The 14,347-nt window shown below is 51.8% G+C and carries 13 protein-coding genes; 7 read left to right on the top strand and 6 right to left on the bottom strand.

Features of this window, described 5'->3' with window-relative positions:
• Positions 1-105: 105 nt before the first annotated feature.
• Positions 106-513, bottom strand: coding sequence for a YmaF family protein (locus MYS68_RS25360; RefSeq protein ID WP_248928517.1), 408 nt, complete (start codon positions 511-513; stop codon positions 106-108).
• 157 nt (positions 514-670) lie between these two features.
• Here MYS68_RS25360 and MYS68_RS25355 point away from each other — a divergent pair, with 157 nt between their 5' ends.
• Both MYS68_RS25355 and MYS68_RS25350 read left to right on the top strand, forming a co-directional pair.
• The gene (locus tag MYS68_RS25355; RefSeq protein ID WP_248928516.1) at positions 671-1,021 is read left to right on the top strand and encodes an ArsR/SmtB family transcription factor; all 351 of its coding nucleotides are present in this window, start codon (positions 671-673) and stop codon (positions 1,019-1,021) included.
• A gap of 33 nt (positions 1,022-1,054) precedes the next feature.
• Positions 1,055-2,158, top strand: coding sequence for a DNA alkylation repair protein (locus MYS68_RS25350; protein WP_248928515.1), 1,104 nt, complete (start codon positions 1,055-1,057; stop codon positions 2,156-2,158).
• An 89-nt stretch (positions 2,159-2,247) separates the two neighbouring features.
• Here MYS68_RS25350 and MYS68_RS25345 read toward each other — a convergent pair whose 3' ends face one another.
• The gene (locus MYS68_RS25345; RefSeq protein WP_248928514.1) at positions 2,248-2,652 is read right to left on the bottom strand and encodes a hypothetical protein; all 405 of its coding nucleotides are present in this window, start codon (positions 2,650-2,652) and stop codon (positions 2,248-2,250) included.
• A gap of 205 nt (positions 2,653-2,857) precedes the next feature.
• Between MYS68_RS25345 and MYS68_RS25340 the strand changes: the two genes are divergently transcribed.
• Positions 2,858-4,261 (top strand): WG repeat-containing protein, encoded by a 1,404-nt coding sequence (locus MYS68_RS25340; RefSeq protein ID WP_248928513.1) that lies wholly within the window; start codon positions 2,858-2,860, stop codon positions 4,259-4,261.
• 46 nt (positions 4,262-4,307) lie between these two features.
• Here the strand turns inward: MYS68_RS25340 and MYS68_RS38615 are convergent, their stop codons facing one another.
• A complete protein-coding gene (locus tag MYS68_RS38615) occupies positions 4,308-4,430 on the bottom strand; it encodes a hypothetical protein (RefSeq protein ID WP_275983518.1) in 123 nt (40 codons plus the stop codon).
• A 188-nt stretch (positions 4,431-4,618) separates the two neighbouring features.
• Here MYS68_RS38615 and MYS68_RS25335 point away from each other — a divergent pair, with 188 nt between their 5' ends.
• Positions 4,619-6,097, top strand: coding sequence for an amidase family protein (locus tag MYS68_RS25335; RefSeq protein ID WP_248928512.1), 1,479 nt, complete (start codon positions 4,619-4,621; stop codon positions 6,095-6,097).
• Between the two features lie 78 nt (positions 6,098-6,175).
• On the opposite strand, the gene MYS68_RS25330 is transcribed toward MYS68_RS25335, so the two are convergent.
• The gene (locus MYS68_RS25330) at positions 6,176-7,756 is read right to left on the bottom strand and encodes a CAP-associated domain-containing protein (RefSeq protein ID WP_248928511.1); all 1,581 of its coding nucleotides are present in this window, start codon (positions 7,754-7,756) and stop codon (positions 6,176-6,178) included.
• 201 nt (positions 7,757-7,957) lie between these two features.
• Here MYS68_RS25330 and MYS68_RS25325 point away from each other — a divergent pair, with 201 nt between their 5' ends.
• The 3 genes from MYS68_RS25325 (at position 7,958) to MYS68_RS25315 (ending at position 12,719) form a co-directional block, all read left to right on the top strand.
• A complete protein-coding gene (locus MYS68_RS25325; protein ID WP_248928510.1) occupies positions 7,958-9,013 on the top strand; it encodes a DUF7309 domain-containing protein in 1,056 nt (351 codons plus the stop codon).
• A 144-nt stretch (positions 9,014-9,157) separates the two neighbouring features.
• Positions 9,158-10,825, top strand: coding sequence for a glutamine--tRNA ligase/YqeY domain fusion protein (locus MYS68_RS25320; protein ID WP_248928509.1), 1,668 nt, complete (start codon positions 9,158-9,160; stop codon positions 10,823-10,825).
• 133 nt (positions 10,826-10,958) lie between these two features.
• A complete protein-coding gene (locus MYS68_RS25315; protein ID WP_248928508.1) occupies positions 10,959-12,719 on the top strand; it encodes a WG repeat-containing protein in 1,761 nt (586 codons plus the stop codon).
• Positions 12,720-12,992: 273 nt separating this feature from the next.
• Here MYS68_RS25315 and MYS68_RS25310 read toward each other — a convergent pair whose 3' ends face one another.
• Together MYS68_RS25310 and MYS68_RS25305 are read right to left on the bottom strand one after the other, a co-directional pair.
• On the bottom strand, positions 12,993-13,760 hold the full coding sequence (locus MYS68_RS25310; protein ID WP_248928507.1) for a TIM barrel protein: 768 nt from the start codon (positions 13,758-13,760) through the stop codon (positions 12,993-12,995).
• A 299-nt stretch (positions 13,761-14,059) separates the two neighbouring features.
• Positions 14,060-14,260 (bottom strand): hypothetical protein, encoded by a 201-nt coding sequence (locus tag MYS68_RS25305; RefSeq protein ID WP_248928506.1) that lies wholly within the window; start codon positions 14,258-14,260, stop codon positions 14,060-14,062.
• Positions 14,261-14,347 lie beyond the last annotated feature (87 nt).

Below are 14,347 nucleotides of genomic sequence, written 5' to 3'. Positions count from 1 at the left end.
TTCATAGTACTAGATTTGCCCGAATGAACCGGTTATAAACCCATGTCCTGCAAAAAATACGAAAGCGGTTCGCGGCGGTGAAGGAAAAAGCCCCCGGGTTCCGGGCTACCATCCTTCCGGTTCGTAGCCGACCGGCCTCCCCGTATACCCCGCATAAGCGTGTCGGTGAACGTCCTTGGCCTGGGGATTGTACTGTACGCCTTCGATATACGTTTCTCCTCCGATCTGAACCGGAAGCGGGGTCGTGTAATTGAGGTACGTTTGCCCCGACAGCTCGTGGTAATGCGTGCCGTCCGGCAGCGGAATGGCCGGGCCCGTATAGCCGTAAAAACGATGCGCGTGGCCGCGCTCCAGCTCTGAGAATCCGCGGTAAAAATGCACGTGACCGTCGTAACTGCTGCCGGTCACCGGGAATACGAAAAAATCGATTCCGTGCTGATGGCCCCGTTCGATAGAAGACAACATTTTTGCATAATGCACATGCGCCCGCGGCTTTTCCCAGTTCGTCTTCATAGAAGCGCCTCCGTTCCTTTTCCGGGATGAACTGGTTCATCCTATGCTGCGGGACGCGGGATAAATTACCTGTGAAGGCATATTTATTGTGATAACGGCAAATATTCTTTTTAGGGAATATTCGTGGTATACTGTAGGTTGAAGGGAGAAAGATCATATGGGCGTGAAAATGACAACGTTGAGTGCGCTTGCCGAGCCCAATCGCTTCCACATTGTCGAGCTTTTGCGTGACGGTCCCCTTACGGTAGGAGAAATTGCCGAACGGCTTGGGCTGGGCCAGCCGCAAGCTTCCAAGCATCTTCGTGTGCTGAGTGATTCCGGACTCGTTGAGGTGCATCCGAGCGCCAATCGGCGTATTTATAAGCTGCGGTCTCAGCCGTTTATCGAGCTTGACGGTTGGCTGGAGCGTTACCGGCGCATGTGGGAGGAAAAATTCGACCAGTTGGACGAATACCTCCGCCTGCTGCAAGCGAAGGAAAAAGAGAAGGAGCATGACGGCGAGAAGTAGCCGTGCCTCTTATGAATGAAAGGGGGCTTCCTGATGGCGGAGCCTTTGAAAAATTTGTTAAACGAAGCTTATTTTGAACGGTTGGTTTCCGTTTTCCAAGCGGTATATCCCGCATTCGACAAGGCGGAGTTTTGGCGGCTTCTGTTCGATGAACAATGGGAGCATCGCGAGCTGAAGCAGCGCATCCGCCACGTGACGCATACGCTGCGGCGGCTGCTTCCCGCGGATTATCCGGAGGCGCTCGGATTGCTGAAGCAGGCGGCGCCTCATTGCAGCGGGCTTGAAGCGATTTTATTTCCCGACTTCGTCGAAGTGTACGGGCTGGACCATTGGGATGCTTCGATGGAGGCGCTCGAACTGATGACGCAGTATTCGACCGCGGAGTTCGCGGTTCGTCCGTTCATCGCCAAGGACCCGGAGCGCATGATGGCGCAAATGCTGAAGTGGGCGGGAAGCGGCAGCGAGCATGTGCGCAGGCTCGCCAGCGAAGGCTGCCGGCCGAGGCTGCCGTGGGCGATGGCGCTGGAGCCGCTCAAGCGGGACCCTTCGCCGATTTTGCCGATTTTGGAGGCGCTGAAGCGGGATGAATCGCTCTACGTGCGCAAAAGCGTCGCGAACAATCTGAACGATATATCCAAGGACCATCCCGAGCTCGTCAAATCGCTGGCCGTGCGTTGGCACGGCGAGCATCCGCATACCGACTGGATATTGAAGCACGCGTCGCGCGGGCTGCTGCGCAAAGGCGACCCGGACATGCTCGCGTTATTCGGCTTCGAATCGATGGACGGAATCGAAGTGGAGGGGCTGGAGGCGGGCGCGCAGCGGCTGCGGATCGGGGACAGTCTGGAGTTTTCGTTCGAGCTGGTAAACCGCGGCACGGAACCGCTCAAGCTGCGGGTCGAGTACGGCATCGACTTCGTGAAAGCAAACGGAAGGACGTCGCGCAAGCTGTTCAAAATTACCGAAAATACGTACCGGCCGGGCGAGCGGGTTCGCTTTGCGCGCCGTCATGCTTTTGCCGACTTGACCACGCGCAGGCATTATCCGGGAACGCACCGGATTGCCGTCGTCATCAACGGCGCCGAGCTTGCTTCCGCCGAGCTGGTGCTGCTTCCGGCAGAAACATCGCCGCTATGACGAAGCGGCGTTCGCTGGCGTTGCAGCGCTGAAGGCAGTTCCTTTATAGAAGAGGGGCTGTCTTTTTTGTTGTTTCAATAAGTCGGGAGTTATACCAAACGATATGCGGTATCTGCTTCCAGGCGAGACGGGTAGTTTTCTAACAACAGGTCCAGGTTTATTTGTTGTTCAGGCAATCCGTTCAGGACTTGTTGTAAATTCTCAATTAAATTTCCATACTGCCCTTTATCTTCAATGATGACGAAGATTCCTTTGCCGGTGTCAAACAGGTTTTTTAGCAATGCCATCATTTCGCTGCGGTTGTTTTTCCGTTCGTCGTTTTGCAGAAAGTCGCATGCACACTGCCTGTTTATCGAATAAAACATGTTTGCGCCGCTGCGGTTTTTAATGTATGGAGATATATTATCGATATAAATGGAGAAATGGTCGCGGTAATTTTTAACGATTCGATCGTCTATTTCATTCTCAGTCACACCAAACATCATATAGCACACAAATGTCGCCTCCTATTTTTAATATAAATCTATTATAGAAAAAAAGTAAAAGGCCGAACATGACGTCTTTACTTGTTTGACGTTGCTCTGGTTTATTTTCATGCTGATTTTCATCCATAAAAACTTGTACCAGACGTTGCAAAAAAAAGACGGTATAATAATCTTGATGTTTGTGACAACAATTTACAACAAGGAGATACTTTTAATGAGAAGAATGCTCAGTTTGTTGTTAGGTTTATGTATTTTTTATTCGGGAATTCAATCGGCACACGCAGATGCGGCACCGACACTGGCAATTGAACCACAATTCGATGAGGCACAAAGTTTTAGTGAGGGTCTGGCTGGGGTGAAAATAGGGAAAAAATGGGGGTTTGTAGATAGAACAGGTAAAGTAGTCATAACACCGGCATATGATTGGGTCACAAGCTTTAGTGAAGGACTTGCAAAAGTCGGAAATTGGGAACGGCAAGGCAACATGAGTTTTAATAGACAAGGTTTGATCGATCGAGAAGGGAAAGTCATTGTATCGCCTGAATACAAAACGATTAGACAATTGAAAAATGGGCTCATTCTAATTACTAAGGATAATATCATGGGGTTAGTCGATCAAACCGGAAAAGAAATTGTACCTCTCAGTTACAACTCAATAGGAGAGTTTTACGAAGGATTGTCTGTTGTCTCAAAGGATGGGTTGTTTGGGTATATTGATGTCACGGGTGCGGAAGTTATCCCTCTACAATTTACAACTGCTTATGAATTCCATGAGGGATTAGCAGGTGTACAATCGGATGGGAATTGGCACTTGATTAATCGTAATGGTGAAATGGTAATGACCCTTCCTTATAAGAGCATTTCAAACGTAAGCGAGGGTTATCTTCAAGTCTGCAACGACGAAGCTTGCGGCTATCTCGACGTTTCAACCGGTGAGGAAGTTATCAAACCACAATACTATTATGTTTATGATTTTAAAGATGGTATAGCAAGGGCTGGAAAAACACAATCAGGAACTTACGGATATATTGATAAGTATGGAAATGTCGTTATTCCCTTGAAATATCCTAATACAGAAGAGTATACATATAAGGATGGAATTTATTGTGTATTTCCAGTTGACGGTACTATTGGCATTTATGAAAAAAAGAATCCCGAGAAGGGATTAATGATACTCCCATATGATGGTATTATGCCTTATTTTTCGTCGAATCCATATGATCAGGCAGCTAACGAGGGAATACTTCCAGTGATGAAAAATGGAAAGTGGGGCCTTGTGGATCAAGAATACAATGAAATTGTAGAGCCACAGTACGAAAATATCGATGATACATTTGTAAATGGGATTATTAGGGTGAAAAAAGAAGGTAAATATGGTTTTCTTGACATGAATGGTTTCGAGGCGATTCCATTGCAATATGAGTACGCAAGTAAACCTGCTGAAAATCTAATATTGGTTGGAAGCGATAATATGTACGGATTTATCGACAAATCCAATCAAGTTGTTATTCCCTTACAATACAATAAGGCTCTAGGTTTTAGCGAAGGATTAGCTGCGGTTAGCATCAAAGGAAAATGGGGATTCATTTCCAATCCCCTGGTCAATTCATCGAAATAGGTAATGCATCGAATAACTTGAGGATGTTGCAGTGTCAACGCCTTATTTACTTATATAATTTGTCAAGATAGCTTTTATTGCCGGTTTTCGCCCAAAGCAGAAAATATTTGCGGTTGCGGACCGTAGCCGGATCGTTTGTCGCAGCGAGCGGTTTTCTTTGCTTTTTCACCTGAACTCACCTCCTTTTCGTGTCGGTAACTCCTTCTTGGTATCATTATGGCCAATCTATGAATCTTTCATACGCCCACGAAATTCATAGATTCGAACAAAATTGGTTATAGTCAATTTCTCCATGCCGGTTGACGGAGCAATTATGATAAGGTACCTGTAAACGGACTTTTGAAGGGGTGCTGCCCGATGAAAGATGTGCGGGAATGGATTGTGGAAGCGGATATCGCAAGTATGCAGGCGGCTATGGAAGCGGGCCGGGTCACCTCGGAGGAGCTGGTTCAGGCGTATTTGGAGCGGATCGGGAGGTACGACCACAGGATCAACTCGATTTTAGAAATCAATCCGGAGGCTGTCCGAATTGCAAGGGAGCTCGATCAGGAGCGGTGGGCCAAAGGGAGCAGGGGATGCCTGCACGGCATTCCCATTCTGCTCAAGGATAATATCGATACGGCGGATCAAATGCATACGAGTGCCGGTTCGGTCGCGCTGGCCGGTTCTATCGCGGACAAGGATTCATGGGTGGCATCCAGGCTTCGCGAGGCAGGGGCCGTCATTCTCGGGAAAGCGAACATGACGGAGTGGTCGAATTTCATGTCAAGCCGGATGCCGGCGGGGTACAGCTCGCGGGGAGGTTACGTGCAAAACCCGTACGGCCCGGGAGAACTGTTCGTCAGCGGCTCCAGCTCGGGCTCTGCAGCGGCGGTTGCGGCAAATTTGGCCGCGGCGGCGATCGGAACGGAGACGGCCGGCTCCATCGTCGGTCCGGCCAGCCAGCACCATCTCGCAGGCATCAAGCCGACTGTCGGGCTGGTGAGCCGATGCGGGGTGATCCCTATCTCCTGCAGTCAGGATACGCCAGGGCCTCTGGCAAGGACGGTGGCCGACGCGGCGATGATTTTGGGAGCTCTGACCGGGATCGATGAGCGTGACCCAGCCACATTTGCGAGTGAGAACCGCTTTTTCTCCGATTATACCCGCTTTTTGGAGGCGGACTTTTTGCAACGGGCGAGAATCGGCATCCCGAGGCACTATTACAGGCATTTGGACGAGGAACGGAGCGCGATCATGGAAGAGGCCATCGAGACGCTTAAAAACAAAGGCGCCTCCATCGTCGATCCCGTCGATATTTACGTGGAGGAGCAGCCATGGAACAACGATGTGATTTGTTACGAGTTCAAACAGGGGCTGAACGATTACTTATCCGGGCTGCCCGACTCGGCTCCCGTTCATTCGCTCAAGGAGCTGATCGAATACAATGAGCTGCACGCCGGGGCTGCTTTGAAATACGGGCAGGACACGCTGATCCGGGCGGAGCAAAACACGCTCACCGAGCAAACGTATTGGCGGAAAAAAGAAGAGTACAAGGCCAAGGCGCTTGCCGAAGGAATCGATCATGTGCTGGAAAAACACCGGCTGGACGCCCTCATGCTGCCTGGGGATGTGGACGGGATGTACATCGCTGCGCGGCTCGGTTATCCGCTCGTTTGCGTCCCGGCCGGCTATTCGCAGACGGGGATGACGGACAAGGACGGCGATTCGACGAAAGGGCCTTTCGGCGTCGTATTTTCGGGCGCCGCGTTCAGCGAACCGACGCTTATCCAACTCGCTTGCGGGTTCGAACAAGCGACGCGACGACGGTTTCCGCCTCCTCTGGATGAAGCTTGAGGTGCCGGCCTCAGCCGGCAAGAAAAAGAGATCTGCTTTTCGCCGTGAAAAGCAGATCTCTTTTTTCGCAGTGCGCCGTTAAGGCGTATAGAAGTTTTGCGTGTAGTAAATGTGCATTTTGCCGCCGAACGCGACCCCGGTGCCGAGTCGCTCAATGTCGCTCAGCAGGTTTTTGCGGTGGCCTTCGGAATTCATCCAGCCGTGGTGCGCGAAGATCGCGCTTGTCTGGCCGGCGGAGATGTTTTCGGCCCCGGAGGAGAAGCTGATGCCGGCCTTCTCCATGCGGTCGAACGGGTTTTGCCCGTCCGGGTTCGTATGGTCGAAGAAGTCGCGGGCGGCCATGTCCCGGCTGTGTCCGCGCGCGGTGCCGGCCGCTGCATCGTCCCAAACGAGCGCCGGTTTGCCGAGCTTGACCCGGCTGGCGTTGGCCAGATCGAACAGCTGCCGCTCATAGGCGGTGATCAGTTCCGCGTTCTCTGCCGGATAGAAGGACTTCATGGCGAGCTCGGTCGCTTTGTCGATCACCTGCACGGCGGTTATTTTACCGCTTTGGAACGTATCGTAGAAAAAGGTCGTATAAGTGCCGTCGAGTTCATAGGTGCCGTATTCGTCTTTGCCGTAGTTCATCATAAACCGCGTATTGCCCTTTAAAATCGAAGCGACCGGTTGGCCGTACCGGCTCGTTACTTCGGCTTTGGCGCTGCCGTCCTTGATTCCTGCATTCGATTGCCAATTCGCGGAGGATGAATAAAGCGCGACGACGGTGCCGTTTTGCACCCCGATCTGCGCATAATCGAGGTAATCGCCGTTGTAGACGTACCACTGGAAGCCGTACTCGCTCGGGTCCTTGCGCGCCGGGCTGCCGAGCTTCTGCGTCACCAGGTCGGCGCTGTCGCCGATCACGATGCCTTTGACCGAAATCTCGCGCCGGGACTGCGATGCGGACGAGGATGTCCCTCCGCCCGAAGACAGGCCGCCGCCCGCGGAATCCGACCCGGCAGACGAGGCGGTATTACCCGAATCTGCCGCAGACGTGCTCGTTTGCGTGCCGACTGTGCCGATCGCGGTCCCAGCCGACCCGTCCCCGGGTGCCGCGCCGGTCAAAGCAAACCGCTTCTGCTTCAGGTTTTGCACGAACTGTACCGCTTCCGCCCGGGTCAGCGGATCGGCCGCCTGGTAGCCATCCACCGTTGCGGCGGTTTTCCCTTGCGATAAGCCTTGATCAAGCAAAAAGCGGATCGACTCGTTTAAATCGAGCGCCCCTTTTTGCGAGGAAGCGATCGTGCGGGCCACCTGGCCGCGATTGAAATGATCGCGGTCCGTATCCTTCAGCACGGACCAGCCGCGGGTGTCGGCGAACCGGTAATACGGCTCGTACCACTCTCCGGAGCCGGCCGCGCCGACGCGAGCCTCGGGGTAAGCACGCAGCAGCATCGCCAGAAACTCCGGTTCGGACACCCGGTTGTCGGGCTTGAAGGTGCCGTCGTCGTAGCCGTTGACGATGCCTTTTTGGACCGCCCATTCGACAGCGGGAGAGGCCCAGTGGGAGGACATGTCGGAAAATGCGGAAGCCCCCGCCGCGTACGACGAGGGAGGTGAAACCACGCCGGTGCAGCATAAAATCAGCGTCAGATAACCTGCAGTGAAGCGGTGTCTCATCCGAAGTACCTCCTGGCAGCGTTCGTATTTTCGACGTTTTTATTCAATTATAACGTAGGTAACAAGCTTGTCTATGACAATTTCATCCAATTCCTTGCAAAATCAGCCCGGCCGCCCCATATTCCGCGCTTGATCCCGTTTGATTTATGGATAGAAATCGTTACAATGGTAAAAAGAAAATCATTCGACAGGAGGACTTTAATGCTGCAGGATACGGGGGTAAAGGCGGCGGAAGCAGCGGCTTTCCGCTCGGAGGCGTCCATGGACGAGTGGCGGGAGCTTTTTGCCGAAGCGGTTGCGTTCAAGAAGCTGCGGCCGTGGCAGTGGCTGACGGATAGCGATATTTTTGGCGTGCAGGACCCCAAGACCGGGGAAATCGGTTACTGCTGCGTGCTCGGCCGCGGGGGAGAAGTGTTCGGCCTTAACGTGTACCTGGGGGCGGAGGCGCTGCAGCTGCTCGATCGGCTGAGAGAAGGGGATGTGGCTCCTTACGAATCGATGCATATGTTTTTATGTTTGTCCGTCAATTTCGAAAACCGGGCGGATCTGGACAAAAACGATTTGGCGCTGATCAAGGAGCTTGGGCTTAAGTTTCGCGGCGCCAACGAGTGGCCGGCTTTTCGCCATTATGCACCCGGGTTATATCCTTGGCACCTAAGCGGGGATGAGGTTCGCTTTATGACCGTTGCTTTGCGTCAGGCGACGGAAACGGCGCAGCGTTTGCTGCCGGAGGCGGGACGTCTTACGCTGCGGAAGAAAAACGCCGTTCTCGTGCGGGTCCCGCCAAGCTCTGCCGCCGATGCCTGGGAGGACCGGTGGCTGGTTCCTGAGCCGGGAGTTCGACGGCCGGACAAAACCGTTTACCGGGACGAGCTGCGCGTCCGCAGGCTGGCGGATCAGGCGGGCCGCAAACTTGGAGCCTGGGAGGCGGAGCTGCTGTATGCGCCGTTTCCGGTAGATGGCGACCCAAGGCCGTTTTACCCGTTAATGTGCCTGATTGCCGACCAGGAATCCGGATTTATTGTATGCTTTCATATGTTCGAGAACGGTGAATCGGACGGTCAGGAGGCGCTGGAAGAGTTTCTGCGTGCGATCGAAAAGACCGGCGGCAAGCCGCAAAAGCTGTTCGTCCGGACAAGCGAGTGCGCCGATTTGTTCGAGCATACCGCGAAGCAGCTGAAAATCAAGCTGGAGCGGGCTGCGCGCCTTTATGCCGTAGAGGAAGCCTGGGAAGGCATGTACGAGCATATGGGGTAATCTTGCATACGGTGCGCTCACCGGGTCGCGCGGCAGACCGGCTTTTTGAACGAGTTCTTATAGATTGACCAAATTTTGTATATGATATATGTTAATAGACATATGAAAACAGACGCTGACTGATGGGAGAAAGGCGGAGAAACGATGGAAACAAAGGAAGCGAAACCGACATTATCCTCGAATTTCATCAAAACGATCATGACGGAGGATATAAACGCGGGTAAGGTTAAAACGATCGTGACCCGGTTTCCGCCGGAGCCGAACGGCTATCTGCATATCGGGCACGCCCGGGCGATCACGATTAACTTCGAGCTGGCCGATGAGTTCGGCGGGCGGACGAATTTGCGTTTCGACGATACGAATCCGGTCAAGGAAGACGTGGAGTTCGTCAACTCGATCAAAGAGGATATCCAGTGGCTCGGCTTCGAATGGGACGGGCTGTTTTTCGCATCCGATTATTTCGAGGAAATGTATAACCGCGCCGTGCTGCTGATCCGCAAAGGGCTTGCCTACGTGGACGAACAGACGGCCGACCAGATCCGCGAAACCCGCGGGACGCTGACGGAGCCCGGCAAGGAAAGCCCGTACCGGAACCGCAGCGTGGAGGAAAACCTCGATCTGTTCGAGCGGATGCGCAAAGGCGAATTCAAGGACGGGGAAAAGGTGCTGCGCGCGAAGATCGACATGGCATCGCCCAACATCAACATGCGCGACCCGGTCATTTACCGCATTTTGCATGCGCACCATCACAATACCGGCGACAAATGGTGCATTTACCCGATGTATGCGTACGCTCACCCGCTCGAGGATGCGATCGAAGGCATCACGCACTCACTCTGTTCGCTCGAATTCGAGGATCAGCGGCCGTTTTACGATTGGGTCGTGCGCGAGTGCGAGATGGAGCAGGTGCCCCGGCAGTATGAGTTCGGCAAGCTGAACATCACGAATGCGATTTTGGGCAAACGGTATATCAAGCGGCTCGTGGAAGAAGGAGTGCTTGACGGCTGGGACGACCCGCGCGTGATGACGATCAGCGGCATGCGGCGCCGCGGCTTTACGCCGGAGGCGATTCGCGCGTTCATTCGCGAGACGGGCGTTTCGAAAAGCAACGGCACCGTCGACTCCCGGATGCTTGACCATTTTATCCGCGAGGACCTGAAGCTGAAGGCGCCCCGCACGATGGCCGTGCTGCAGCCGCTGAAGGTCGTCATCACCAACTATCCGGAAGGGCAGGTGGAGATGCTGGATGCGGAGATCAATCCGGAAAATCCGGACATGGGCATCAGGCAAATTCCGTTCTCGCGCGAAATTTATATCGAGCGGGACGACTTTATGGAAAACCCGCCGCCGAAATATTTCCGGCTCTTTCCGGGCAACGAAGTGCGGCTGAAAAACGCCTATTTCATCAAATGCGAGGAAGTCGTCAAGGACGCGGACGGCAATGTCGTCGAAATTCGCTGCACGTACGATCCGGCGACAAAAAGCGGCTCCGGCTTTACCGGCCGCAAGGTGAAAGGGACGATCCATTGGGTCGAAGCGACCCAGGCTGCGCCGGCGGAGTTCCGCCTCTATGAGCCGCTCGTTCTGGACGACCGGGAGGAGGACGAGAGCGAGGAGGAGTCTGACCGGATCAACCCGAACTCGCTCGAAATTCAGACCGGCTTCGTGGAGCCTAACATGAAGGATGCAGCACCTCACGACAAGTTTCAGTTTTTCCGGCACGGTTATTTCAACGTGGACCCGAAGCATACGACGAAGGAGAAGCTGGTGTTCAACCGGATCGTCTCTTTGAAAAGCTCGTTTGAAGTGTAAGCATAAGGTTACCCCTGCCACAGGTATTTCGTCGACTGACGGCAGGGGGCCTTTTTATCGTTTAGGAAATAAATAAAGGTTCACTTCACTTTTGGGGAGTGGTTAATTGTCATGAAGTTGGGAGAGAGATTTATTGAGAAAAATCGTAATCGTATGTTTTTGCTTATCATTATTTTTTATGACCGGTTTCGCATCAAATGTTTTGGCTCAAGATTCGTTAAGATTCATCATTAAACCGTTGGAAGTGGACTATGCCGGGGATTTTAAGGAAGGCATGGCCATGATCAAAAAAAATAATAAGTGGGGATTTATAGACATCAGAGGCAAGATTATCATTGAACCGTTATACGATCGGGTTCGAGATTTTAAAGGCGGTATTGCCATTGTCCAAAAAGACGGAAAATATGGAATTCTTGATAAGAAAGGAAATTTAATTGCAGATATTCAATACGATGAAATAGAGGGTTATAGCGAAGGTTTGGCATTGTTTAAGAAGAATGGCAAGTTGGGATTTTTAGACGAACATGGTCACGAGGTCATACATACGGAGTTAAGTTACAATTTAAGCAGTTTTAGTGAAGGTCTAGCTGCATTTAAGACAAATTCAGAAACAGGGTATATGGATAAGTCAGGAGAAGTAGTCCTCACATTATCAAATTCATTTTTCGTCCACAGTTTTAAAGACGGGGTAGCCCAGATTTCCGACGGTAGAAAAATAGGTCTGATTGATACGTCGGGCAATGTAATAATTGAACCGCAATATGATCTGATGACAGCTTTTGACGATAATGGTTTATCTCAATCAGTTAAGGATGGAACGCTAAGATTTATCGATAAAACGGGTCAAGAAATGATCAGCACCTTTCCGTATACGGGTTCTTACGGTTTTAGCGAAGGTATGGCGCCGGTTCACAAAAATGGAGTATGGGGCTTTATAGATCTGGCAGGTGAAGAAGTGATTCCTCTGCAGTACAAACATGCTTTCAAGTTTAGAAATGGAGTTGCCCAGGTTAAAAAGAAAGGGGAAAATGGAGAAGTTTGGGGGGTTGTTGATAAAAATGGAAAAGAAATTATCCCTCCTCAATTTTACAACATCAGGCCTGAGTATTTTAATAATTTTAGCGAAGGGCTTGAGCCTGTGGAAATGCGAACCCAAACAGGCGGAGCCACTACCAGCAAGTGGGGATATATCGATAGGACCGGAAAGCTGATCATACAGACTGAGAAACCGATGGAATATGGGTATATTTTGGACGCATATGGTTTTAGCGAAGGGCTGGCACGCGTACAAATGAATCATGGATGGGGTTACATTGCCAACCCGCTAGAAACCCCGGCTGATTGGGCAAAAACTGAGGTTAGCGATGCAATTTCTTTAAACCTGATACCGGATGATATTCGATATGGTTATAACCAAAGTATTAATAGGGCCGATTTCTGCAAACTTGTAATTCATTTATTGGCGGTTAAAAAGGCAAAATCAATAGATGACATACTGAATGAAAACGGAAAGAAATTAAATAAACCGGTCTTCAACGATACAGACGATATCGCAATTCTAGCAGCCAACGCCCTTGGTATCGTTGAGGGGAAAGATGATAACGCATTCGATCCGGATGGAAGTATCAGCCGTCAAGAAGCGGCCGTAATGTTGGAAAAAGCCTTTAAAATCATAGGCACTGCCACTCCAAAGACCGTTATATCGTTTGCTGATAAGGAGGATATAGCACCTTGGGCAATACATGCGGTCGATTGGGTTACTTCCATTGAAGATATGACAAACCGTTCTAAAGTAATGGGGAACTCGGATGAGAATAATTTTAACCCTAACGGGAGTTTTACAAAACAACAGGCATTTATAACGGTCAAAAGACTGTATAATGCAATAAAATAACCTTTCAACGATTTTTGAATATCTAACCACCCTTTCAAGGCTGGTTTATTTACATTTCATGACCGTGCGTGCGGATGCTGGAGGCCCGGAGATCGGCAATGGATATCGAAAGGTCCTTGGACAGGATTCCGGAAGAGTCCCCAAACGCACGGACTGATTGATCCGGAATTTGGAGACGGACACAGATATCGTACAGCCTGGAGGTAAAATTGCAAAATCCGAACCCGGAAGGATTCCCGCAGACGGGCCGATCTGCGCTCCGTCACCCAATCTTCACTGCACCTGCGCCAAAATCTCGCGCTTAAACCGGTCCAGCGCCTCGTCCGTATCGATTGAGTAGCTGCACTCCAGCCCGACGAATCCGTCAAACCCGGTGTTTCGGATCGCCTTCAAAATATTCACGTAGTTCAGCTCGCCCGTTCCCGGCTCCATCCGTCCCGGATTGTCGGCGATGTGGAAATGGTTGATTCGCCCTATGTATCCGCTGGCGTTGCGGATGACGTTGCCTTCGGTGATTTGCTGGTGATACACGTCGAAAACCAACTTCACGTGATCGCTGCCGACCGCATCGATAACGGCCGCCGCCTCATCGGACCGCTGCAAAAAGTGCCCGGGATGGTTGACAAGCCCGTTGAGCGGCTCGACCTCCAGCACGATCCCGGCTTTTTCGCACAGCACCGCGCAGCGCTTTAACGTTTCGACCATAGCCGCACGCTGCTTATCCCGAGGCACCCCTTCCATTTCGCCGCCGGTCTGCGTAATGATCGATTTCACGCCGAGCACCCGGCACGCTTCGAGCGTCTCTTCCAGCGCCTGAATATACGTATCGCGTTTGGTTTCGTCCACCAGGTTAAAAAACTTCGTACACGTCGCGATGACGCCGACACCGATCCGTTCCTGCTCGGCGGCAAACCGCCGCAAATCCGCAAGCTCCCACCATTTGTACAGCTCCAGTCCTTGAAAGCCGTGTTCCTTGATTTTTTCCAGGTGAAATAAAGCATCCTGCCCCTTGTAGGCGCCAATGCACAGCGAAATGTTCATGTTCGGCCAGCTCCTTTCCATTGCAAGGGTTTTCTTTTATGGAATCGGCAAAGCTGTACGGCGTATCCGTCGGAGAGACGGAAGAGAGGGGAATAGTTGGCTGACGGAAGGCGATCTGTAAAACGAACGGTCATTACACGTGGTTACCATCGTTATATGTTCAACGATACCATTCCATTCGAAACGTTGACAACTGTTTTTTGCCGGCGGGGGTACGATCGTCTATTCGGGCGGCAAACGTCGAAAAGGCGGCCGGAAGGGCCGCCGGATCACCAAACTTCGGCTAAATATACCGTTTCTCACTGCACCCAAATGTCAGCGCCGCGCTGCACCCAAATATCGGCATCTTTGCTTTTTTGTACCCAAATATCCGCATTGTTTCCGCGCTGCACCCAAATGCCCGACTCATTGCCATTGCCTGTTGCAGCCTCGCTTGCGTACGCCGAACCTGCCGCACTCAGCATACCGACCGCCGCTAAAACCAACGCCATTTTTTTCATGCTCAATCGTCTCCTTTGCAATCATTTTTACATGGATCATCATAACGCGGTGAGGCTGCAAGCGATATACTCGGATTTCAGAGTATG

Source organism: Paenibacillus hamazuiensis, from assembly GCF_023276405.1.
GTDB lineage: Bacteria > Bacillota > Bacilli > Paenibacillales > NBRC-103111 > Paenibacillus_AF > Paenibacillus_AF hamazuiensis.
The sequence above is the reverse complement of the archived record's forward strand: the minus strand, read 5'-3'. Positions and strand labels throughout refer to the sequence as shown.

What these genes read in the sequence shown, in the direction of transcription:
- MYS68_RS25360 (WP_248928517.1), bottom strand. Translation starts at nt 513, where the DNA reads ATGAAGACGAACTGGGAAAAGCCGCGGGCGCATGTGCATTATGCAAAA.
- MYS68_RS25355 (WP_248928516.1), top strand. Translation starts at nt 671, where the DNA reads ATGGGCGTGAAAATGACAACGTTGAGTGCGCTTGCCGAGCCCAATCGC.
- MYS68_RS25350 (WP_248928515.1), top strand. Translation starts at nt 1,055, where the DNA reads ATGGCGGAGCCTTTGAAAAATTTGTTAAACGAAGCTTATTTTGAACGG.
- MYS68_RS25340 (WP_248928513.1), top strand. Translation starts at nt 2,858, where the DNA reads ATGAGAAGAATGCTCAGTTTGTTGTTAGGTTTATGTATTTTTTATTCG.
- MYS68_RS25335 (WP_248928512.1), top strand. Translation starts at nt 4,619, where the DNA reads ATGAAAGATGTGCGGGAATGGATTGTGGAAGCGGATATCGCAAGTATG.
- MYS68_RS25330 (WP_248928511.1), bottom strand. Translation starts at nt 7,756, where the DNA reads ATGAGACACCGCTTCACTGCAGGTTATCTGACGCTGATTTTATGCTGC.
- MYS68_RS25325 (WP_248928510.1), top strand. Translation starts at nt 7,958, where the DNA reads ATGCTGCAGGATACGGGGGTAAAGGCGGCGGAAGCAGCGGCTTTCCGC.
- MYS68_RS25320 (WP_248928509.1), top strand. Translation starts at nt 9,158, where the DNA reads ATGGAAACAAAGGAAGCGAAACCGACATTATCCTCGAATTTCATCAAA.
- MYS68_RS25310 (WP_248928507.1), bottom strand. Translation starts at nt 13,760, where the DNA reads ATGAACATTTCGCTGTGCATTGGCGCCTACAAGGGGCAGGATGCTTTA.
- MYS68_RS25305 (WP_248928506.1), bottom strand. Translation starts at nt 14,260, where the DNA reads ATGAAAAAAATGGCGTTGGTTTTAGCGGCGGTCGGTATGCTGAGTGCG.